The sequence below is a fragment of the Rhizorhapis suberifaciens genome (genome assembly GCF_014200045.1).
Taxonomy (GTDB): domain Bacteria; phylum Pseudomonadota; class Alphaproteobacteria; order Sphingomonadales; family Sphingomonadaceae; genus Rhizorhapis; species Rhizorhapis suberifaciens.
In genome coordinates this window covers 135,720-157,124 of sequence record NZ_JACHOV010000001.1, presented here as the reverse complement: position 1 = coordinate 157,124, position 21,405 = coordinate 135,720, and the positions used below count along the sequence as shown (strand labels likewise).

Annotated in this window: 22 protein-coding genes; 15 read left to right on the top strand and 7 right to left on the bottom strand. The window is 58.0% G+C overall.

The annotated features are described in order from the left end of the window. The first annotated feature begins 84 nt into the window (after window positions 1-84). Entirely contained in the window at window positions 85-1,560 is a 1,476-nt protein-coding gene (cysS, locus tag HNQ99_RS00790) for a cysteine--tRNA ligase (protein ID WP_184473738.1), read from the top strand. Window positions 1,561-1,716: 156 nt separating this feature from the next. Next, a complete protein-coding gene (locus tag HNQ99_RS00785) occupies window positions 1,717-3,090 on the top strand; it encodes a class II 3-deoxy-7-phosphoheptulonate synthase (RefSeq protein ID WP_184473737.1) in 1,374 nt (457 codons plus the stop codon). Between the two features lie 214 nt (window positions 3,091-3,304). Here the strand turns inward: HNQ99_RS00785 and HNQ99_RS00780 are convergent, their stop codons facing one another. Continuing rightward, on the bottom strand, window positions 3,305-4,681 hold the full coding sequence (locus HNQ99_RS00780) for a DEAD/DEAH box helicase (RefSeq protein ID WP_184473736.1): 1,377 nt from the start codon (window positions 4,679-4,681) through the stop codon (window positions 3,305-3,307). 342 nt (window positions 4,682-5,023) lie between these two features. Here HNQ99_RS00780 and HNQ99_RS00775 point away from each other — a divergent pair, with 342 nt between their 5' ends. The 11 genes from HNQ99_RS00775 to HNQ99_RS00725 all read left to right on the top strand — a co-directional run bounded on the left by HNQ99_RS00775 (window position 5,024) and on the right by HNQ99_RS00725 (window position 13,718). Continuing rightward, on the top strand, window positions 5,024-5,932 hold the full coding sequence (locus HNQ99_RS00775) for a PAS domain-containing protein (protein ID WP_184473735.1): 909 nt from the start codon (window positions 5,024-5,026) through the stop codon (window positions 5,930-5,932). A gap of 48 nt (window positions 5,933-5,980) precedes the next feature. Continuing rightward, window positions 5,981-6,556 (top strand): NifU family protein, encoded by a 576-nt coding sequence (locus HNQ99_RS00770; protein WP_184473734.1) that lies wholly within the window; start codon window positions 5,981-5,983, stop codon window positions 6,554-6,556. Window positions 6,557-6,633: 77 nt separating this feature from the next. Further along, complete coding sequence (gene tsaB / locus HNQ99_RS00765; protein ID WP_184473733.1) at window positions 6,634-7,257, top strand: tRNA (adenosine(37)-N6)-threonylcarbamoyltransferase complex dimerization subunit type 1 TsaB; 624 nt, start codon at window positions 6,634-6,636, stop codon at window positions 7,255-7,257. Next, a complete protein-coding gene (rimI, locus tag HNQ99_RS00760; protein WP_184473732.1) occupies window positions 7,254-7,748 on the top strand; it encodes a ribosomal protein S18-alanine N-acetyltransferase in 495 nt (164 codons plus the stop codon). Before tsaB ends, rimI begins: the two co-directional genes overlap by 4 nt. A gap of 93 nt (window positions 7,749-7,841) precedes the next feature. After that, complete coding sequence (locus tag HNQ99_RS00755; protein WP_184473731.1) at window positions 7,842-8,261, top strand: MucR family transcriptional regulator; 420 nt, start codon at window positions 7,842-7,844, stop codon at window positions 8,259-8,261. A gap of 132 nt (window positions 8,262-8,393) precedes the next feature. Next, window positions 8,394-8,816, top strand: coding sequence for a Fur family transcriptional regulator (locus HNQ99_RS00750; RefSeq protein WP_184473730.1), 423 nt, complete (start codon window positions 8,394-8,396; stop codon window positions 8,814-8,816). Window positions 8,817-9,098: 282 nt separating this feature from the next. Further along, complete coding sequence (locus HNQ99_RS00745; RefSeq protein ID WP_184474009.1) at window positions 9,099-9,824, top strand: lysophospholipid acyltransferase family protein; 726 nt, start codon at window positions 9,099-9,101, stop codon at window positions 9,822-9,824. 10 nt (window positions 9,825-9,834) lie between these two features. Next, on the top strand, window positions 9,835-11,169 hold the full coding sequence (gene miaB, locus HNQ99_RS00740) for a tRNA (N6-isopentenyl adenosine(37)-C2)-methylthiotransferase MiaB (protein ID WP_184473729.1): 1,335 nt from the start codon (window positions 9,835-9,837) through the stop codon (window positions 11,167-11,169). A gap of 116 nt (window positions 11,170-11,285) precedes the next feature. Continuing rightward, complete coding sequence (locus HNQ99_RS00735; RefSeq protein ID WP_184473728.1) at window positions 11,286-12,281, top strand: PhoH family protein; 996 nt, start codon at window positions 11,286-11,288, stop codon at window positions 12,279-12,281. Next, window positions 12,274-12,777: an rRNA maturation RNase YbeY gene (gene ybeY, locus HNQ99_RS00730; protein WP_184473727.1), complete on the top strand. Its 504-nt coding sequence runs from the start codon at window positions 12,274-12,276 to the stop codon at window positions 12,775-12,777. Before HNQ99_RS00735 ends, ybeY begins: the two co-directional genes overlap by 8 nt. A gap of 17 nt (window positions 12,778-12,794) precedes the next feature. After that, on the top strand, window positions 12,795-13,718 hold the full coding sequence (locus HNQ99_RS00725; protein ID WP_184473726.1) for a hemolysin family protein: 924 nt from the start codon (window positions 12,795-12,797) through the stop codon (window positions 13,716-13,718). 28 nt (window positions 13,719-13,746) lie between these two features. On the opposite strand, the gene HNQ99_RS00720 is transcribed toward HNQ99_RS00725, so the two are convergent. From HNQ99_RS00720 to HNQ99_RS00710, 3 genes are read right to left on the bottom strand one after another with little or no spacing between them, the layout of a single operon-like run. Further along, on the bottom strand, window positions 13,747-14,403 hold the full coding sequence (locus tag HNQ99_RS00720; protein ID WP_184473725.1) for a glutathione S-transferase family protein: 657 nt from the start codon (window positions 14,401-14,403) through the stop codon (window positions 13,747-13,749). 2 nt (window positions 14,404-14,405) lie between these two features. Continuing rightward, window positions 14,406-14,891: a VOC family protein gene (locus tag HNQ99_RS00715; protein ID WP_322790285.1), complete on the bottom strand. Its 486-nt coding sequence runs from the start codon at window positions 14,889-14,891 to the stop codon at window positions 14,406-14,408. 3 nt (window positions 14,892-14,894) lie between these two features. Further along, a complete protein-coding gene (locus tag HNQ99_RS00710) occupies window positions 14,895-15,671 on the bottom strand; it encodes a VOC family protein (RefSeq protein ID WP_184473724.1) in 777 nt (258 codons plus the stop codon). Between the two features lie 197 nt (window positions 15,672-15,868). On the opposite strand from HNQ99_RS00710, the gene HNQ99_RS00705 reads away from it, so the two are divergent. Beyond that, window positions 15,869-16,582 (top strand): winged helix-turn-helix transcriptional regulator, encoded by a 714-nt coding sequence (locus tag HNQ99_RS00705; protein WP_184473723.1) that lies wholly within the window; start codon window positions 15,869-15,871, stop codon window positions 16,580-16,582. Here HNQ99_RS00705 and HNQ99_RS00700 read toward each other — a convergent pair. The 3 genes from HNQ99_RS00700 to HNQ99_RS00690 are packed head-to-tail and all read right to left on the bottom strand — an operon-like array spanning window position 16,579 to window position 20,269. Next, window positions 16,579-18,111 (bottom strand): malonate--CoA ligase, encoded by a 1,533-nt coding sequence (locus HNQ99_RS00700; protein WP_246414315.1) that lies wholly within the window; start codon window positions 18,109-18,111, stop codon window positions 16,579-16,581. The two genes, HNQ99_RS00705 and HNQ99_RS00700, sit on opposite strands and share 4 nt — an antisense overlap. A gap of 31 nt (window positions 18,112-18,142) precedes the next feature. Then, window positions 18,143-19,336: an SGNH/GDSL hydrolase family protein gene (locus HNQ99_RS00695; RefSeq protein ID WP_184473722.1), complete on the bottom strand. Its 1,194-nt coding sequence runs from the start codon at window positions 19,334-19,336 to the stop codon at window positions 18,143-18,145. An 18-nt stretch (window positions 19,337-19,354) separates the two neighbouring features. Further along, on the bottom strand, window positions 19,355-20,269 hold the full coding sequence (locus tag HNQ99_RS00690) for an ROK family protein (protein WP_184473721.1): 915 nt from the start codon (window positions 20,267-20,269) through the stop codon (window positions 19,355-19,357). 205 nt (window positions 20,270-20,474) lie between these two features. On the opposite strand from HNQ99_RS00690, the gene HNQ99_RS00685 reads away from it, so the two are divergent. After that, a complete protein-coding gene (locus tag HNQ99_RS00685) occupies window positions 20,475-21,404 on the top strand; it encodes a Gfo/Idh/MocA family protein (RefSeq protein WP_322790284.1) in 930 nt (309 codons plus the stop codon). Window position 21,405 lies beyond the last annotated feature (1 nt).

Here is a 21,405-nt window from a genome sequence, read left to right as displayed (position 1 = left end):
ACGTCGTCATTCCCGCAAACAGGTGAGACCGATCGATCACCTAAACGTTGATTTTGTCGGCCTACATGCCCAAACACTCCCCGCATGAACGACAACGCACCCCTCCGCCTCTTCAACAGCCTGACGCGCCAGATCGAGCCTTTCGCGCCGATCACCCCCGGCCATGTGCGTGTCTACAGCTGCGGCCCGACGGTCTACAATTATGCCCATCTCGGCAATTTGCGAGCCTATGTATTCACCGACACATTGCGCCGTACGCTGCTATGGAAAGGCTATGATGTCACCCACATCATCAACATCACAGATGTCGGCCATCTGACCTCCGACGCCGACGCGGGCGATGACAAGATGGAGGCGGCGGCCCGCGCTCTGGCGAAGAGCATATGGGATATCGCCGCGCATTATACGCAGGCTTTCAAGCAGAATATCGCCGACCTCAACATAGTCGAACCCACCAAATGGTCGGTGGCGACCGATCATATCAATGACATGATCGAATACGCCAAGCACATCGCAACAGAGCATTGCTACCAGCTTGAAGGCGGCCTTTATTTCGATAGCACGTCGGTGCCCGATTATGGTGTGCTGGCCGGCGCACGCGACGATGCGGGGAACGCGCGCATCGATCCGGTAAAAGGCAAGCGCCATCCCAGCGATTTCGCCATCTGGCGCGCCAGCCCGTCGGGCGAACAACGCCAAATGGAATGGGACTCCCCGTGGGGCAAGGGTGCGCCCGGATGGCATTTGGAATGCTCCGTCATGAGCATGAAATATCTTGGCGAACAGTTCGACATCCACACCGGCGGAATCGATCATCGTGAAATCCACCACCCCAACGAAATAGCGCAGAACCAGGCCTATACCGGCACATCCCGTACTGGCGCCAACTGGTGGATGCACAATAACTTCCTGATCGATCGCGGCGGCAAGATGTCGAAGTCCAAAGGCGGCTTTACGACTCTCTTTTCGCTCATTGATCGCGGCGTACACCCCTTGGCCTATCGAATGCTCTGTCTGTCGGCGCATTACCGGAGCGAATTGGAGTTCTCACCGGAAAATCTTGGGGCGGCGCTTACGCGGCTGAAGCGGATGGTCATGGCCGTCGAAGGACTGAAAGCACGCGCAGAGGCAACAAGCTGGCAATCGGCGGACAAAGCCGTCCTTACTGCCAATCTTCACCCTAAGCTGCAGCCGCTCTTGGAACAGTTCGATGCGGCGCTCAGCGATGATCTGATGGTTCCTCGCGCCCTTCCGATAATCGAAGAGGTGCTGTCGATGAAGAAGGTGCCCGTAGATGACAAGCTCCGGCTGGCGGCGGTAATGGATCAGGCGCTTGGCCTCAACATCTTGATACTCGAGCGATCCGATTTGCGCATTCGGCCAAGAGACGCAACGATTACTGAGCCGGAAATTGAATCCGAACTGGACCGCCGTCAATCCGCACGCGCGGCCAAGGATTTTGTAACTTCGGACGCCATCCGCGACGCGCTGGCAGCAAAGGGTGTTGAAGTGATGGACGGCGATCCGCTTCGCTGGGAATGGACGATTTCGCTGGATTGATTTTTAATGGGCTTCGCCGGGAACGGCTTGAGTCATTTCCTCCTCCCAAGCCACACTTCGCCTAAGGAAAGAATCATCAGTCCTTGGGAAGCTTGCCAAATTCCGGTCAAGCGCTCATAGGGCGGGCCGATTATCTTTTTTGCAGGAGTGCGTGACGTGGCGGCGAATTGGACGCCTGAAAGCTGGCGGAGCCATGAAGGGCGGCAGATGCCCGAGTATAGGGACACCGAGGCGCTGGCCGCCGCGGAAAGGCAACTCGGAAGCTATCCCCCGCTGGTCTTTGCAGGTGAGGCGCGCAATCTGAAGGCCGAACTGGCCGATGTTTCGGAAGGCAAGTCCTTCCTGCTGCAGGGCGGCGATTGCGCCGAATCCTTCGCTGAGTTCCATCCGAACAATATCCGCGACACGTTCCGCGTTCTGTTGCAGATGGCGGTCGTGCTGACCTATGCCTCGAAGCTCCCCATCGTGAAGGTCGGGCGCATGGCGGGCCAGTTCGCCAAGCCTCGCTCCACCCCCACAGAAGAGCATGGCGGCAAGGAACTGCCCAGCTATCGCGGCGACATCATCAACGATATCGCGTTTGAAGAGACCAGCCGCGAGCCTGATCCCCAGCGCATGGTGCGGGCCTATAATCAGGCAGCAGCGACGCTGAACCTGCTCCGCGCCTTCTCCCAGGGCGGCTATGCCAACTTGCATCAGGTCCATGCCTGGACGCTGGATTTCATGGGCCGCAGCCCATGGGCGAAGAAATTCGGTGAGATGGCCGACAGGATCGGCGATGCCTTGGATTTCATGGAAGCGTGCGGGATCAATCCGGACACAGTGCCTCAATTGAAAGCCACAAGCTTCTACACCAGCCATGAGGCGCTGCTTCTGCCTTATGAGCAGGCGCTAACGCGGCAAGATTCGCTGACGGGTGATTGGTACGATACCAGCGCGCATATGCTTTGGATCGGCGACCGCACGCGATTTGAAGGTTCGGCGCATGTCGAATATCTGCGCGGCATCGGCAATCCTATTGGCATGAAGTGCGGACCAAGCTTGGAGCCTGATGCGCTGCTGCGCATGCTGGACACGCTCAACCCGGCTCGCGAGCCCGGTCGAATGACGCTCATCACGCGCTACGGGCATGACAAGATCGAAGCAGGGCTGCCCAAGCTCGTCCGCGCCGTGATGCGCGAAGGACATCCGGTGGTCTGGTCCTGTGATCCGATGCATGGCAACGTCGTCAAGGCCGCCAATGGCTATAAGACACGGCCATTCGACCGCATCCTGGGCGAAGTACGCGGCTTCTTTGCAGTGCATCGCGCCGAGGGAAGTTTCGCGGGCGGTATCCATGCGGAAATGACCGGGCAGAACGTAACCGAATGCACGGGCGGCGCCATCGCTATAACCGATGAGGGACTGGCGGATCGTTACCACACACATTGCGACCCGCGTCTCAATGCAGCCCAGTCGCTGGAACTGGCGTTCCTGCTGGCGGAAATGCTGAACGACGAACTGGCGGAGCGTCGCAAGTCAGCGGCCTGAGAGGCCACTCTTTCGGGATTTATCGACCTGTGATTGAAACCCCGTGTGCTCTTGCAGCCACGGGGTTTCAAAATGAGAGATGCTATCTTTAGAACATCAAGCTTTTAATATAACCCACGTCCCGTTCGTGTCGAGCGACGTCGAGACAGGTAGCCCCAACGCCCCTCGATTGCCCTCGGGACGAAGAGGGTGATCCTCATTTGAGGCGCGACGCTTAGCGGTCGCCGAACTTCCGAACCGCGCCTTGATGTGCACCCACGATCTTGCGGCGACGGAACGGCCGCTTGCGCTGACCTTCCCCTTCGGGACGCGCGCCTTCCTGACGATGTGCCCGGTCGGGGCGGCCCCTGCCTTCGGTATGCGCTCGTGCGCGATCGTCGCGGCCGCGCTGCCCCTCCGGTCGATCTCCGCCACCCTTGCGAGCAGGCGCAGGCTTGGGAAGGTTACGGACCGCCTCAGCGAAACTCTCCGGTAGCGCCACGATTTCACAACGCACCCGCGTCGTCCGCTCGATCTGCTTCAGATATTGCCGTTCGTCGTCAGCAACAAAGCTGATCGCCACGCCTTCCGCCCCGGCCCGTGCGGTACGGCCGATGCGATGGACATATTGCTCCGGCACATTGGGAAGTTCGAAATTGATGACGTGAGACACTCCGGACACGTCGATACCCCGCGCCGCAATGTCGGTTGCAACCAGTAGTTTCACCCGGCCCTGCCGGAAAGCCTGAAGCGCGGTTGTGCGCTGGCCCTGACTTTTGTTGCCATGGATCGCGACCGCTTCGATGCCGGCACCTTCAAGAAAGCGCACGACGCGATCGGCGCCATGCTTGGTGCGAGTGAAGATAAGCGCCCGATCGATATTCTCGCCCTTGATGGTTAAAGTCAGCAACGCCTGCTTTTCAGCCTGGTTTACATAGGTTGCGAACTGACGCACCCGCTCGGCCGTGGACGATTGCGGCGCAACGCTGACCTTGATCGGATCAGTCAGGAACCGGTCGCCCAATTCCGCAATTGTTTTTGGCATGGTCGCGGAAAAGAACAGGCTTTGCCGTTTCCGGGGCAAAAGTTTGTCGATGCGCTGCAGCGGTTGAATGAAGCCAAGATCCATCATCTGATCTGCTTCATCGAGCACAAATATCTCGACGTCGCGAAGATGAATCGCCTTCTGGTCTATCAGGTCCAGAAGCCGACCAGGCGTGGCGACAAGAATGTCCACACCAGCCTGCATTCGCTTGATCTGTCGCCCAATCGGGACTCCACCGAACACCGTCTCCACGGACAGGCGCATGAAGCGGCCATAAGTGCGAAAACTTTCGGCGATCTGTGCCGCCAATTCGCGCGTGGGCGAGAGGACAAGCATACGGCAGCTGCCCAATGGCGAGGGTTTCGGATTGTTATGAAAATAATGAAGCGAGGGCAACGCGAAGGCCGCCGTCTTTCCGGTTCCGGTCTGCGCAATGCCGCACAGGTCGCGGCCCTCCAGCAACGGCGGTATGGCCTGGCACTGGATCGGCGTTGGGTTGTCATAGTTCTTGGCGGCGAGCGCCTTCAAAATGGGCTCGGCGAGGCCAAGTTCCTTAAACTGGGTCAATTAAAATACTCACAAAAAAGCGGAAGCCTGGGCGCGCGAATCGGCGCACCCAAGCGATCGCGGGTGGCGAAACGACCCGCGTGAAAAGGGAAGCCTCAAGCAAAACGCATTGTCATTGGCCGGTCCGACTCTATTCTGATCGGACGATCACGCTGCCAATTGCTCCAGGACGGATACCGTCCATTGCTGCGCAGCGCCGCATATGGCTGAGAACCCTGCCGATTGCAAGCATCTATGCCGAGGGTGCCGCTCCAACTTGCGTCAGATTGGCGCAATCCCCTAGCTCTACCAGGTGCAAAGATCGGCTATTCTGCAAGAATGGCCAATGCTCCACATCGGCGAATGGCGGTTAACAAACAGGGCGTTACCGCCACAGAAATCGTGCGGCATTTTTCAGAGTGGCAGGATCGCAGCAGCGAGCGACCAGTGACCATCCTTCATCATGGGCGCCCCCGCTCCATCCTGATTTCCGCTGACCATTATAGCAAATTACTGGCCGCCCAGGGGGGGAGCGACGAGCATGCCGAGCAGCTTCGTGGACAGCTCGACGTGGTGCTTGCAAGAATGAAAAGCCTCTTCATCCAGTTCGATCAACATCAGCAGGTCCTTCGCATTAACGGCGTTGCTGCGCGTTTCATCGGCAGAAAGCCGGGCGAAGTTCTGGCCCAGCAAGTCTCGCGACTTTTTGACGAACAGGTGCGGGATTGCATTGCAACAGCAATTCAATCCCTATTCTCCAGCGGCTCGCCCCAAATTCTTGCACTCTCTTTGGATTCTGCGCGGGAACGTTGCCATCAGGTGGAAATCGTTCCATTCCCCGGAGGCGGCGTCCTGTTCGCCACAGACATCACCTCCGAAAGCACGGCTGACGAGTTGCTGGCTCGGCAGGACGCTGAACAACAATTGCTATCGATGATGGTCGGCTGCGCCGTCGGATCGATCGAACCTGACGGAACGCTGCTTCAGGTTCATCCCAGCTTGACCCGGCTGGTGCGGTTTCGCGCTCATGCGATTAGTCAAAAATCTTTTTGCGAGTTGTTCGAAGGTCAATCGCAACGCAAATGCAGTTTGCATATAGCGCATATATTCGAAGGAAAAGGGCCGGTCTCCTGCCGAGCGGACATCGTTACACGAGATCGAGGGGCTGTGCCGGTTCGCCTCTTCCTTGCCCCAAAGATGCTCAAGGGCCAGGTGAACGTGGCCTTGTTTGCAATTCTGGATGACGCGCTGGGTTTCCTCCCAATGAGATAGGCCCACTCTCTACTTGATCCTTCCGTTCGGCAGCCCCAAATAGCAGCCATGCTGATAGAAACTGAAGCCACGCCCAATCCGGCGACCCTGAAATTCCTGCCTGGCCGGAAGGTCATGGACATGGGAACGCGCGATTTTGCCACGCCCGAAGAAGCAGAGGCTTCGCCCCTTGCGGACGCGCTTTTTTCACTAGGTGACGTCCAGGGCGTTTTTTTCGGCAGCGATTTCATTTCGGTGACTGCCGGGCCAGGCGCATCATGGAGCGACCTCAAGCCCGATGTTCTGGGCATTTTACTTGACCATTTTTCGGCAAACATGCCTCTCTTCCGATCCGGAACAGCTGAGGGGATTGCGGTTCCGTCGGAGGACGAGGATTTTGAGGACGATCCCGCCGATGCTGAGATAGTCGAGCAAATCAAGGAACTGATTGAAACACGGGTCCGCCCCGCCGTCGCGAATGACGGAGGCGACATTATTTATCGCGGCTTCGATAACGGAAAAGTTTATCTGCGGATGCAGGGCGCCTGTTCGGGATGCCCCTCTTCCACAGCGACACTCAAAAACGGAATAGAGCAGTTGCTGAAACACTATGTGCCAGAAGTGACCGAGGTCCGCGCAGTCTGACATAAGCGTGCGGACCAGACGTTGGCAAATCGCCTTCCATCGGTTAACTGAGGCAAGCTTCAGCGTGGGGATGGTGTTTGCGGACTTTGGTGATCGATACGGCGACCGAAGCCTGCTCGGTTGCGCTGTTTGAAGACAATGTGCTGATTGCATGTGAACATCTAGTGGTTGGGCGCGGCCATGCTGAGCGCCTTCTCCCGATGATCGAACGGTTGCCCGAAATGGGAAAGGCTGAGCGAATCGCCGTCGACGTGGGTCCAGGCAGCTTCACCGGCGTCCGGATCGGCATAGCCGCCGCGCGCGCTCTCGCCTTCGCATGGGAAGCCGCGCTGGTGGGCTACAGCGCGCTCACCATGATTGCGGCCGCAACCAAGGACGAGGCCGAGGCTTCTGATGACGAGACCATTGCTGTCACCATAACTGGCGGACATGGCGAACTTTTCTGGCAATGCTTCAACAGCCAAACCCTGCGCCCCCTGAGCGAATTGGCCTCAACGCCGATTTCCATTCTGGCAAAACAATTAGACCAGCATTGCGTCTTCGGCCCAGGCGCACCTGCTCTTGTGGCGGCACGAGGCTGGGGTGAAGCGATTTCGAGGCACCCGAATGCGTCGGATTTTTTCATGTTGCCGCATGGTTCTGCCAACCTCCCTCCGCGCCCGCTCTACGGCCGCGGCGCAGATGCACGGCCTTTGGCATGAGCGAACCTGCCCCCTCCATTATTTGCCGCCCTGGCAGTCACGGCGATTTGACGCAGGTCATGCAGGTGATGGGGCGAGCATTTGACTCCGCCTTTGGAGAAGCCTGGACGCGCTCTCAGGTAGAAGGCATGCTTGACATGCCGGGCAGTTGGATGACTATTGCGCAGTGTGGCCAAAAGATTATCGCATTCAGCTTAATGCGTTCCGTTTTGGACGAGGCAGAGTTGCTTTTATTGGCGGTGGATCCCGCCTGGCAGGGGCAGAAAGTTGGTCGCAATTTGCTCATGGACAATATTTCGGCGGCCATCGAACGGAACATTAGACATATTCATTTAGAGGTACGTTCGACAAACAAGGCCGTTAACTTGTATAAATCGGTAGGATTTTCGCATAGAAATACTCGTAAGTCCTACTATCGCGGCGAAGCGGGACAACTCTTTGACGCACATAGCTTCCTGATGGACTTGGCAGATCATGACAAAAGCCCTTGAATCGCAGCCAATAAATAGTTATTGCTGCAGCGCCTAAATATTACCGTGCAGAAGCACGGTGGGGTCGCCAAGAAAACATAAAGGAGCTTAAATATGGAAGAACAGTCCGCTCAGGGCGAAATGCTGATTACACTTACGTCGGATATCGTTGCTGCACATGTCTCCAATAACAGCGTGGCCGTATCTGACCTGCCGCTGTTGATTCAGAACGTGTACGGGGCACTGTCACAACTGTCCAGCACACCGGCTGCTCCCGAAGTGAAGCAGGAGCCGGCTGTTTCCGTACGCGCTTCCGTAAAGCCCGACTATATTGTGTGTCTCGAAGACGGCAAAAAGCTGAAAATGCTCAAGCGCCATTTGATGACGCATTATCAGATGACCCCCGAGGATTATCGCCTGAAATGGAATTTGCCCGCGGACTATCCCATGGTCGCGCCCAATTATGCCGAACAGCGCCGTAGCCTGGCCAAAAAGATCGGCCTGGGCACAAAGCGCCGCCGCCGGACAAAGTAACTTCTGCTTAGCGAAAAAATTCTACAGGGCGGGGCGTCATCCTTTCGCCCCGCCTTTCCATTGGCGGCCCTTTTCCGTCAGCCAAAAAACGGCTAGTCCTGAGCATATTCAGGAATCGGATCGCGAGTTGTAATGAACCGGAAAATCGACGTTGAAGCGCTATGTGCGGAAAAAGGCCTGCGAATTACTGAGCAGCGCCGGGTGATTGCACGCGTTCTGTCTGAAGCGGAAGATCATCCGGACGTGGAAAAGCTGCACGAACGCGCGAATGCAATTGACCCTGGCATTTCCATAGCCACCGTTTATCGCACCGTACGGCTGTTCGAGGAAGCCGGCATCTTGGAGCGTCACGATTTTGGGGACGGCCGATCCCGTTATGAGGCCGCGCCGGAATCGCACCATGATCATCTGATCGATGTTGAAACGGGAAATGTGATTGAATTCGTCGATCCGGAATTGGAACAGCTTCAGCGCCAGATTGCGGAGAAACTTGGTTTCCGTTTGGTCGATCACCGCATGGAACTTTACGGCGTTGCGCTCGACCGCAAGAATTGAGGATTTTCCTGTCCTGACTCCAGATCAACTGTGCAGGGCCAGGACGATTGATTTCTCCCAGCCGTCCTCCATTCGAAGTTCCAGCGCCACTTACGGACGCCAGATATCAGGATTGTCCTGTTCACGTGAGGCCGCTGGTCCTAGGCTAAAACCGCGCCTCGTTCAAAACAAATGGACATGAATTTATCTGATCGGGACAATGGGCTGCTGGGCATTGCATCCTCTGCCGATGCGACGCATGTCTCTTCTTCGAACCGGCCGCCAGCCAGACTCCGGCGCGCCATGCGTATTGGCCTGCTCATCGCCAGCCTTTTTGCCTGTTTGCCGCCACACCTTCTCTATCGCCTTTTCCGGCGCCCTTCGCCATGGCCGTCCCGCTTTCTTGCCCTCGCAGCGCGATCGGCAGGCGCACGGGTCCACATCGAGGGCAAACCCATGGGCCATGACGCCTTCTATGTCAGCAATCATGTCAGCTGGATCGACATTCTAGCTTTAGGGGGGCACTCAGGTTGCGCTTTCGTCGCACATGACGGCATAGCGCGATGGCCGCTTATCGGCTGGCTGGCAGCACAGAATAACACGATCTTTGTTTCCCGCGAAACGCGCCGCGATGTCCATAAACAAGTCGACGAGTTGCGCGGCGCGCTCGCGCGTCACCAGCCCATCGCCGTCTTTCCCGAAGGCACCACGGGCGATGGTGTGTCACTCCTTCCTTTCAAGCCTTCGTTGCTTGCTGTAATGGCGCCCCCGCCCAGGGACATGCTGGTACAGCCCGTCTTTATCGATTATGGCGATGCCGCGCCCGATATTGCCTGGATCAACGGTGAGCCTGCCGGCAAGAACGCGGCTCGCGTGCTCGCGCGGGAAGGCCAGTTGCCAGTGACGTTGCGCTTTCTGGAGCCTTTCGATCCGGCACATTTTTCGGACCGAAAGGCGATTGCTATAGAGGCGCGAAAAAGAATAGCGGCTTGTCTGTCCGCTTTTGCAGGTACGGGCGGCCATGTATAGATGAATGAAGATGACTCGCGAAAAACCAAAAACTTTCCACGTTAAATCCTTCGGCTGCCAGATGAACGTCTATGACGGCGAACGCATGGCCGAAATGCTTACTGCCGAGGGGATGACCGCCGCCGAGGGCACGGATGCGGACATCGTGGTTCTAAACACCTGCCATATTCGCGAGAAAGCGGTTGAGAAGGTCTATTCGGATATTGGCCGGTTGCATCGCGAGGATGGCACGCGGCCGATGATCGCCGTCGCGGGCTGCGTCGCCCAGGCCGAGGGGGCGGAAATTCCCCGCCGCGCCCGCGAAGTCGACATCGTGGTGGGCCCACAGGCTTACCATCGGCTGCCCGGCCTGATAGAAAAGGCAAGGTCGGGTCAAGCAGCGCTTGATACCGACATGCCCCCTGCTTCCAAGTTCAAGGAGCTTCCCAGCCGCGCGGTACAGAAGCGCCCGACCGCCTTTCTGACCGTGCAGGAGGGCTGCGACAAGTTCTGCACATATTGCGTGGTGCCCTACACGCGCGGCGCAGAAATCAGCCGGCCCTGGGGCGCGATCATGGATGAGGCGAAGGCCCTCATCGACGGCGGGGTCAAGGAGATTACCCTGCTAGGGCAGAATGTGAATGCCTGGCAAGGTGAGGACGAGACTGGACGCACACAGGGCCTTGACGGGCTCATCCGAGCGCTGGACCGCTTGGAGGGTCTCCAGCGTATCCGCTATACCACCAGCCATCCCAATGACATGACCGACGGCCTTATCGCGGCGCATGGCGATGTCGAAAAGCTGATGCCCTATCTCCACCTCCCGGTACAGGCGGGGAGCGACCCCATATTGAAGGCAATGAACCGCAGCCATAGCGTGAAGAGCTATCTCGACCTGCTCGACAAGGTCCGCCATAGCCGGTCCGACATCGCGCTTTCGGGAGACTTCATCGTCGGTTTTCCTGGCGAAACCGAAGCGGATTTCGAAGCTACGCTGCAGATCGTCCGGGATGTACGCTACGCGCAAGCATTTTCCTTCAAATATAGCCCTCGCCCCGGAACGCCGGCCGCAGCCATGGAAGGTCAGGTTGCCGCGGAAGTGATGGACGATCGGCTGAAGCGACTTCAGGCGCTGCTCGGCATATATCAACTGGAATTCAACCAGGCCACAATCGGGAAATCAACCAGCCTGCTTCTCGATCGACCGGGGCGGCGGCCGGGACAGCTGGTGGGCAAATCGCCCTGGTTGCAGTCAATCCATGTGCAAGAAGAAGGCGCGGCGATCGGTGACATGATCGACGTGGATATTGTTTCTGCCGGCCCCAACAGCCTGCACGGCGAAGTGAAGAAAAGGAAAGCTGCCTGATGCAATTCCTCAACATTCCCGCGAAGGCGGGAAGCCATCTTTCCGGCCTTCAACAAGCAGGCGACGGGAGATGGATGATCCCCTGTGCAGGGATGATGACAGAGAGGAGCTGCTAAATGGCGAAAAAGCATGTCCAGGCCGAGGTCGGCGATCGGGGGCGGCTCGAGGTCAATTTCGAAAAACCTCATCTGCTCGGCGCGCTCTTTGGCGAATATGACCAGAACCTGGTCGCCATCGAAAACAGGCTGGGCGTCTATATCGCCGCGCGCGGCAACAAGCTGCAAATCGAAGGCGATGCTGAGGCAGCGGCAAGAGCGCGGGACGTGCTGACCGGTCTCTATAATCGCCTCGTCAAAGGTCAGGAAATCGATTCCGGGGCGGTGGAGGCCGTGATCGCCATGTCCGCCGAACCGACGCTGGACGGGATTATTCGCACCGACGTAAGCCAGCCCCCGACGGTCATGATCCGTACGCGCAAAAAGACCATTGTCCCGCGTTCGGCGACTCAAATCCGCTATATGGAGGCACTGGCCAGGGATCAGGTGATCTTCGCCCTTGGTCCGGCAGGCACCGGCAAGACTTACCTCGCGGTCGCGCAGGCCGTCAGCCAGCTCATAACCGGATCCGTGGATCGCCTGATCCTCTCCCGGCCCGCTGTCGAGGCGGGAGAGCGCCTGGGATTCCTGCCCGGCGACATGAAGGACAAGGTCGACCCTTATCTGCGCCCGCTTTATGACGCGCTATACGATACGCTGCCCGCCGAGCAGGTTGAACGGCGCATAGCCAGCGGTGAGATCGAGATCGCTCCGCTCGCCTTCATGCGTGGTCGTACGCTCGCCAACGCCTTCATCATTCTGGACGAGGCACAGAACACCTCGACCGCGCAGATGAAGATGTTCCTTACCCGTTTTGGCGAAAACAGCCGGATGGTAATTTGCGGCGACCCCAAGCAGGCGGATTTGCCGGTCCCGGGCGCATCGGGCCTTGCCGACGCCGTGTCGAAGCTGGAAGGCGTGGATGGCATCGCGACTGTCCGTTTTGGCGCGTCCGATGTCGTACGCCACCCGATCGTCGGTCGCATCGTCGAGGCCTATGAGGGCAAGGATGCTTGATATCGCCGTACAGAATGACGGCGTATGGCCGGGGGACACGAATTGGGAAGAACTTGGTACACGCGCGGTTACGGCGGCCATCGCGCATAGTCCCTATGCTGAATTTATCGGCATGGAAGCGATGTTCGAGATAGCCATAAAGCTCACCAGCGATGCTGAAGTGCAGCAACTGAATGCGCAATATCGCGGCAAGGACAAGCCCACCAATGTGCTTTCCTTCCCACTGGTCCAAGCCGATTTACTGGAGGCGCAGTCCAATGGAGATGATGGGGAAGTCCTGCTCGGCGATATAGTGCTCGCCCGCTGTGTATGCATTTACGAGGCGTCTGAGAAGAATATTTCAGTTGCCGATCACGCGGCACACCTTATTGTTCACGGGACTTTTCATTTGCTGGGCTATGACCATATGGAAGAAGCCGAAGCAGAGGCGATGGAGGCCTTGGAAATCGAGGCCCTCCGGTCCATCGGCATTTCCGATCCTTATGACGACAGGTAAAGGACATAAGACACTCAATGGCTGACGACAGTAGCCAACCCGGCCAGAAAGAGCCGGAAAGTAGCGAAGGCGGGCGATTATGGCGGGGCCTCAGGTCCCTGCTTTTCGGAGATGACAGCGAGCATTCCCTCCGCAAAGAGCTGGAAGAAGCCATCGACGAATATGACGAGGATGATGATGGTGCCCAGCCAACTAATGGCGATCTGACGCCGCTGGAGCGGCAGATGCTCCGCAATCTCCTTCATTTCAGCGAACATACCGTAGACGACGTCGCCGTGCCGCGTGCCGACATCATCGCGATCGAGGAAAGCGCGAGTTTTGATGAACTCGTAACATTGTTTGCCGAGGCGGGACACAGCCGCATTCCGGTTTACAAGGAGAGCCTGGATACGATTGTGGGCATGATCCATATTCGCGACGCGTTCGCAATCCTTGCCAGCACTGAGCCACCCCCGAAGAGCTTGTCACCGTTAATCCGTCAGCCGCTTTATGTGCCGGAAACGATGGGCGTGCTGGACCTGCTGGCTGAAATGCGTGCGAAACGCACTCACCTTGCCATTGTCCTCGACGAATATTCCGGGACCGAGGGGCTCGTGACTATTGAGGACTTAGTTGAAGAAATCGTCGGCGATATTGAAGACGAACATGATGAGGAACCCGAAGCGCTTCTGGTTCCCTGCGATGACGGCTTATGGGAAGCAGACGCCCGTGCTGAACTGGATGATGTCGCGCGCGCAATCGATCCAGCCCTGGCCAAGGTGGAGGAAGATGTCGATACGATAGGCGGGCTGGCTTTCGTCATTGCCGGCCACGTGCCTCAGCCCGGCGAAGTCCTGACTCATGAGGACAGCGGTTGGCGGCTCGAAATTCTGAACGGTGATCCAAGGCGGGTGACGCGCTTGCGGCTGCATCCGCCTATAAACGAGACTGTTATAGAATAGAGCGTTGCTAGCCTGGCATTATCGCGCTTCAGTCACGGTCGGGAGCTCCCGGCGGGAAAAAAGAGCGGTAAGGTCGCGCCTCATCCACGCAGCGTTTGACCGACGGCCGCTGCAGAAGGCGGGCACGGTAGGCCCGCAGCAATGGATAATCTGCCGGCATCTCGTGCACCCAGTCGGCATAGAAGAGTGACGGCGCCGCGGCGCAATCGGCAAGGGTGAAATCTTCGCCGCACACAAAGATCCGGCCTTCCAATCGTTTCTCCAGCCATGCGTAAGATCGGGTAAGCGTTTCTCGGGCGACGGCCACACCTTGGGCGTCCCGGTCTTTTTCTTCGCGGATATAATCGAAAACGGTCGTCTGCATCGGTGCCATCACGTAATTGTCAAAGAACCGGTCAAGCATCCGCACATCAAGAGCTGCATCGGGATCGGACGGGATGAGACGCAGCGCTCCAGGATAGTGAACCTGCAGATATTCAATGATCACCGATGTTTCGAACACCACCCGACCATCATCGACCAGTACCGGGAACTTGCCCTGCGGTGAGAGCGCCTGAAGCCGCTCGCTATTTTCGGGGTGCTCTGGATCCAGCATCCGAAAGGTGAAAGGCGTTTGGTTCTCATAGAAAGCAATAAACGCCTTCCAGGTATAGGAAGAGAAGGGATGCCCGAATATTTCAAGCATCTCTACTCCCCCTTGGCAGCGGCTTCGAGAGCGGCGATATCCATTTTCGTCATTTCAAACATTGCCTGCATCGCCCGCGCCGCGGCGGCATGGTCAGCCGAACCCAGTAGTTCAATCATCCGGCGCGGCACTACTTGCCAGGAAAGACCGAACCGATCCTTGCACCAACCGCACTGACTTTCGCTACCGCCATCGGATGTAAATGCCGACCAGTAATGATCTACTTCGGCTTGATCCGCGCAGTCGACTTGAAAAGAAACCGCTTCAGTGAAGGGGAACTGCGGACCGCCATTGAGGCCAGTAAACGCCCGCCCTGCCAATGTGAACTGGACCATCAGGACCTCTCCCTTCGACGCGGAGGGGGTATCCACAGGCGATCGATTGATGACATCGATGCGGCTGTCGGGAAACACGCCGACATAGAAATTGGCCGCTTCCTCCGCATTGCCATCGAACCAGAGACACGGGGTGATCTTTTCCATTGCCATTGTTCAGTCCTTTCTTGCACCGACCAGCGCGAAGGTCGCTCCCTGGGGATCGACGCCGATGATGATCCATGTACCGCCGGGAACCTGGTGCGGCCCATTCACAACCCGTCCGCCGCCGCTGCCGATCTTTTCGATCGCGGCATCAATGTCCGGCACTTGGAAATAATAGGTCCAGCCCGTCTTGCCCCCTTCTGCAATATAGGGCGATATTGCGCCTATGGTCATTCCGTTCTGGACGATGAACTGGTAATCCGCCACTTCACCCATGGGCATCGCGTCTCCTTTCTCCCAGCCGAAATGCTGCTGATAGAATGAAATCGCGCCCGCCTGATCCCGTGTGGACAGCTCGTTCCACGCACAATGACCAACGTCCGATTGGGAAAACGCCGTGCTGGCGCCTTCGCTTGCCCCTCGCATCACATAAAAGGGATTGCCTTCGGGATCGGCAACCATGGCAATCCGGCCCACATTGGGAATGTCCATGGCCGGCATCTGGATAGTGCCCCCGCCGCCGCTGATCGCGGCCACCGTATCATCAACATCTTCAACGCCGATATAGCCCAGCCATATTGGCCGTCCGCCGCCAGAGATCATGTCTTGCGTCAATTGCATCAAGCCGCCAACGCCGTCTCCATTTGCTTCTAGAATGCGGTAGTCCATCCCCTCTTGCCCGCTGTCGGCCGCCGTCCAGCCAATGACATCGGCATAAAATGACTGCGCCTTGTCGGCGTCGGTCGTCAGCAGCTCGTACCAAATGAAATCGCCATGTGGGTTGGTCATTTTTCCTCTCCTCAAGCAGGTTCGGTCACGAAGTCGGCATGTTGCGCCTTAAGTGCGGCCTGGAACGCAGGGCGCCCTTCCCCACGCGCTAGATTGCCGCTTCGGGGCAAATGGGCATTTTGATGCTCCTGTTGCTGAACAACCGCGTGCCGACTCATTATTGACCATCATGTCGATGTGAGTTACAAAAAGCAACCATGAAGTCATCTAAACACACGGATACGAGTCAAATAGATAAGAAACGCTGGTATGTCGACGGCTGCGGCACGGCTTTTGCCTTGGAAATGATCGGAGAGCGCTGGGCCATATTGATCATGCGAGAGCTCATGTTCGGCCCTCGCCGCTTCAGCGACCTGCGACGGGATCTCCCCGGCATCAGCGCCAATATCCTGACACAGAGACTGGAAGGACTGGAGGCGAACCAAATTCTTCACCGACGCAAGCTGCCGCCCCCCGCCAGCGTCCAGGTTTATGAGCTCACCCAATGGGGCTATGAGGCCCAACAGTTGCTTGGGATCCTTGGTCGATGGGCCACTCGCCATCCAGGGCATGATCCGACACTGCCACTAAGCGCCGTGTCATTGATGCTTTCGTTTCAGACGATGATCGACGCCGGACGCGCCGACGGGATGGATGTGAGAGTAGGTTTTCGGCTCAATGATGAACGCTTTGTGGCACATGTGCATGACGGAATAGTCGACGTGGTACGCGATGAGCCGGATTCCGCCGCCGCCACCTTTACCGGCGATCCCACGGCGGTTGCAGGCGCCGTCTATAGTGGGGCGCTGCTGCGCGACCTGGAAAAAACCGGAGCCCTTCGTATCGAGGGTGACCGGGCTTTGGCGGAAAAATTCGTTACGCTATTTGTCTTGCCGGAAAAGCTGCCGGTGCGTGACATGCCGTCGCGTTAGGAGGCCGCGTCAGTGAACAGTTGCGCATGCTCCTCCCTCAGCAGCTTCTTCTGTATCTTGCCCATGCTGTTACGCGGCAATTCAGGGACAAACAGCACATGCCGGGGCTGCTTATATCGAGCGAGTTGATCCGCCAGTGCGAAAAGTATTTTTGCCTCGTCGAGCGAGGCGTCCTTCGATTGCACCACCGCGACGACCGCTTCGCCCATGTCCGGATGAGGCAAGCCGATGACGGCGCTTTCCACGATTCCGGGAATGGCATCCACAACCGCCTCCACCTCTGCGGGATAGACATTGAACCCGCCTGAAATGATCAAGTCCTTTGCCCGTCCGTCGATGCAGACATACCCACGCTCATCCACATGGCCCAGATCCCCCGTGATGAAGAAGCCATCGGCTCGAAAATCCTCCGCCGTCTTTTCCGGCATTTGCCAATAGCCCTTGAACACGTTGGGACCGCGCACCTCTATAATTCCGACTTCGCCTTTCAACGGTTGACCGCTTTCCGGGTCCGCGATGCGCAACTCTACTCCCGGCAAAGGAAATCCGACGCTGCCCGGTACGCGTTCGCCATCATAAGGATTGGACGTGTTCATATTCGTCTCGGTCATGCCATAGCGTTCCAGGATCGCATGCCCGGTGCGCGCGGCAAATGCCTTGTGCGTCTCAGCCGACAAGGGAGCCGAGCCTGAAACAAACAGCCGCATGTGCGAAACCAGTTCCCTGGTGAAGCCCTCTTCCGCCAGCAGGCGGGTGTAAAATGTCGGCACGCCCATCAAGGTCGTGGCGTCGGGCAAATGCCGCACCAGTTCCTTGGCATCGAAGCGCGGGAGAAAGATCATCGAAGCACCCGCCGCCAAGATGGTGTTCGTCGCCACAAACAGCCCATGGGTGTGGAAGATCGGCAGCGCATGCAGCAAGCGGTCTTCGTGTGAAAAGCGCCAATATTCGCGCAGCGTCTCTGCATTGGATCGGAGATTGCCGTGCGTCAGCATAGCGCCCTTGGATCGGCCGGTGGTGCCGGACGTATACAAGATTGCAGCCAAGTCTTCCTCACCCCGATCCGCGTCCGTAAATGTGGCAACCTTCGTGCGCGCCATAGGAAGCAGACTTCCTTCCCCAGAGGCCCCTAGCGTCAATAGGTTTGGGACCCCGACCTCGCGTGCGAGTTCCTGCATCCCTGGCGCATCGTCGGGACGACAGATGAAAAGCGCTGGCTTTGCATCGCTCAGGAAATAGCGGACCTCCGCGGTCGTATAGGCAGGGTTAAGGGGCAGATACACCGCGCCGCTCCGAACCGCAGCCAGATAGACGAGCAACGCGTCCGCGCTTTTTTCCGTCTGTGCCGCCACCCGGTCTCCGGGTTGCAGGCCAAGACTGCAGAAAAGATTTGCGAGACGACCGGTTCGATCGATCAGGTCGGCGTAGGAAATATCACGCTGGTCTGGCAGGATTAGGAACGGCTTTGCCAAATCGCCGGGAAAGCGGCTTTGGAAAAAGGAGAACAGATCGTTGGACATTTCGTCCATTTGCCCGATCTCCGACACTGCGGCAATGTTGTTAGCGAAGAAGCAGGTTCAGATCGATGGCGTGCGCCATTGCTGCATGTCCTGCGTCATTGGGGTGGAGGAAATCTCCCGAGTTGAACTGTGGCGCAAGCCGGGATGGATCGGCGGGATCTGCCAATGCCCTATCGAAGTCCACATGCCCGTCCGCCTCTTTGTTATCCCGGATCCAGCTGTTGACGGCCCTCCGGACATTTTCTCCATAGTCGCTCCAATATCCCGCGCCCTTGAAAGGGAGGATGGTGCCCAGGACCGCTTTCACGCCATGTTCGTGGGCCCGCTCGATAAGCTGCCTATAGGCTGAAATCAGATCCTCTGCGGACGGAGGAACTGGATCTTTCGCTCGCCATGCCGCGCCGATATCATTCACCCCTTCAAGGATGATGGCATGGCTGACCCCGGGAACCGCCAGCACGTCGCGATCGAACCGCGCCAATGCGTTGGGGCCGGACCCGTTGCGCAACACACGGTTGCCGCTGATCCCCGCATTGGCGACGCCGACGGCACCCTTTGTTTCAGGCAAGAGGCGCTCAGCAAGAATATCCGGCCAGCGCCTATTGAGATCGGGGCTGGTGTTGGCTCCATCGGTAATCGAATCGCCAAGTGCGACAATCGTGCGGTGAGGCTGCCTGTTTTGAACCTCCACCGCCGACAATATCAGCCGACGATCGAAGCGGCCCGCCCTTTCAAGCATGGGAGCGCCCACCTGATTGCCGGGACCTATCCAGCCAGTAGCATAGGAGTTCCAGTGCAATGTTCCTCCCACCGCTCCTTCAGGGAGATACATGCTGATCGCAATGCGGCTGAGCGCCTTCACCGGCAGCCTGACCGCGTCGCTGACAAGAGGCGCCTGGGCGGGAAGGTGAAAAGCGGCTTTGCGACCAAATGTCACGATCCTGCCCGTGTCCGGCAGGATCTGACCGGCCTTATCGACAAGCGCGACGTGAACCGCGCCGACCAGCACCGCCTTTTCCGACAGCTCATTGCTAAGCCGGATGCGGATCAGGTCGCCACCATCGCTCAGGCGAACGACCTGACGGATCGTGCTGTCACGAATGTCGGGAACGGCAGGATCGGGAAGCGGGGCGACAATCCTGTGCGGCACGGCGGACCAGCTTCGCGACCAGCCCTGGGCCTGTACGGATATGGGGAGAAGCGACAAGAACGCCGCCATCAAGATTTTCAACATTTTCCCCCTTTCGTCTCGTTAACGTTTTTTCGTCCCAAGCTTTCGACCTTCCAGGGCACGTTCCGCCAGAAGATAGGCTCCGATCAGCCCCGAAGGCTCCTGACAACGCGGCGGGGTGATGCGTTGCTCCATTACCGCCATGTCGCTCGCTCCGCCGAAATAGCCCGCCAGCAAGTCCAGCACTTTCTTCCGGATCAGCGGGAACAGGCGTTCCTGCTTCATAACGCCGCCGCCCAATATGATGTGCATTGGTGCGACCATGAGGAACAGCGATGCGCAAAGCTGCGCCAGATAATAGCTTTCGACCTCCCAGAAGGGATGATCGTCCGCAAAATGGGAGGACATCATTCCCCAGGCCTCCTCGATAGCCGTACCGCTGGCAAGGCCCTCGTAACAGTCGCCATGGAAGGGGCAGACCCCAGCAAAGCCGGCATGCGCCTCATGCCGCCGGGGCCAGCAATGCCCTGCCTCAGGGTGACCCAGCCCATGGACGGGCTTACCGTCGATAACAAGGCCCACTCCGATGCCGGTGCCCACCGTGACATAGGCCAGACTGGTGGTCCCCGTACCAATCGCAGCCGCCTCCGCCAGAGCGGCGGCGTTTACGTCCGTATCAAGCGCGATCGGCACCTTTGCGATCTTCGCGACGCTTCCAACGAGATCGGCCTGTCCCCACAAAGGTTTGGGCGTACGCAAGAGCCGGCCATAGGAGGGGGACAGGGGATCAAGATCCAGAGGTCCGAAGCTGCCTAATCCGATGGCCTGCACTTGGCCATGTCGTGCGGCCGAACGAAAAAAGGCTTCCACGTCGGCAAAGGTCGTGTCGGGATCACGCGTCGGAATAATGGCCGTTTCCAGCGAGCCAGTCTGCGCGTTGCCGACACCGCACACAAACTTGGTGCCGCCCGCTTCAATGGCGCCAAAGAGGGTCATCGCGTTTCCGCACTGACGGCGGGATACTCGCACCAGGTGGAAGTGACGCCATCAATCACTCCGGCCATATTAGATAACCTCCATTAGCGCGGATCGGCCGCTTGGTGCCGGCCAAGGCATATGCGATAGCGACGATGGAATTCAAGAGAGCGCCAGGCAACTCTCAGTCGCTAAAATGCGTTGCGTACACAAAGGTGATTTTCCTGTGGTACAAACTCGCATCGCCCTCGTCGGTATCGGCAAAATTGCACTGGACCAGCACATCCCGACACTGAGAGGGAGCGACCAGTTCGAGTTGGTTGCAGCAGTCACCTCTCGAACATCGCCCGATGGCATTCCCGGCTTTGCCACCCTAGGCGAAATGGTCGCCGCCATCCCCGATATACAGGCCGTTTCAATCTGCACTCCGCCCCGAGGCAGGCTTTTATTGGTGACCGAAGCTTTCGCGAATGGCCTCGACGTGATGATCGAAAAGCCCCCGGCCGCTACGGTTAGCGAAGCCGAATCCTTCGCCCCCCTGGCGCAGCGCTGCGGGCAAATTCTCTTCGCCACATGGCATGCACGGGAAGCTGCGGCAGTCGAGCCCGCACGGCAATGGCTGCTGGACAAAAAGCTCCGCCGGGTCGATGTCCGCTGGAAGGAAGACGTCCGCGTCTGGCATCCGGGCCAGGAGTGGATTTGGGAACCTGGCATCGGCGTCTTCGATCCCGGCATCAACGCCCTTTCCGTGCTGACTGCAATCCTCCCTGGGTCGCTTCGCATGGAGTCATCTGAACTTCGTTTCCCATCGAACCGCGCCGCCCCCATTGCCGCAAAGCTGGCCTTCAGCCATGACGAAACGGTTCCCGTTGCGGTCGAATTCGACTTCGATCAGCGGGGACAGCAAAGCTGGGACATTGAAATCGAAACAGAGGAAGGCCGTCTGGCTCTCACTCATGGCGCGTCTCGCCTTACCATTGACGGAATCGAGGTCGACGTCGGGAAAGAAGCTGAATATCAACGTCTTTATCGCCATTTTGCAGAACTTCTGGCAAAACGCACCAGCGATATCGATCTGACGCCTTTCCATCACGTCGCCGACGCCTTTCTCCTCGGACGAAGGATAACAGTTGCACCTTTCGAATGGGATAGCTGAT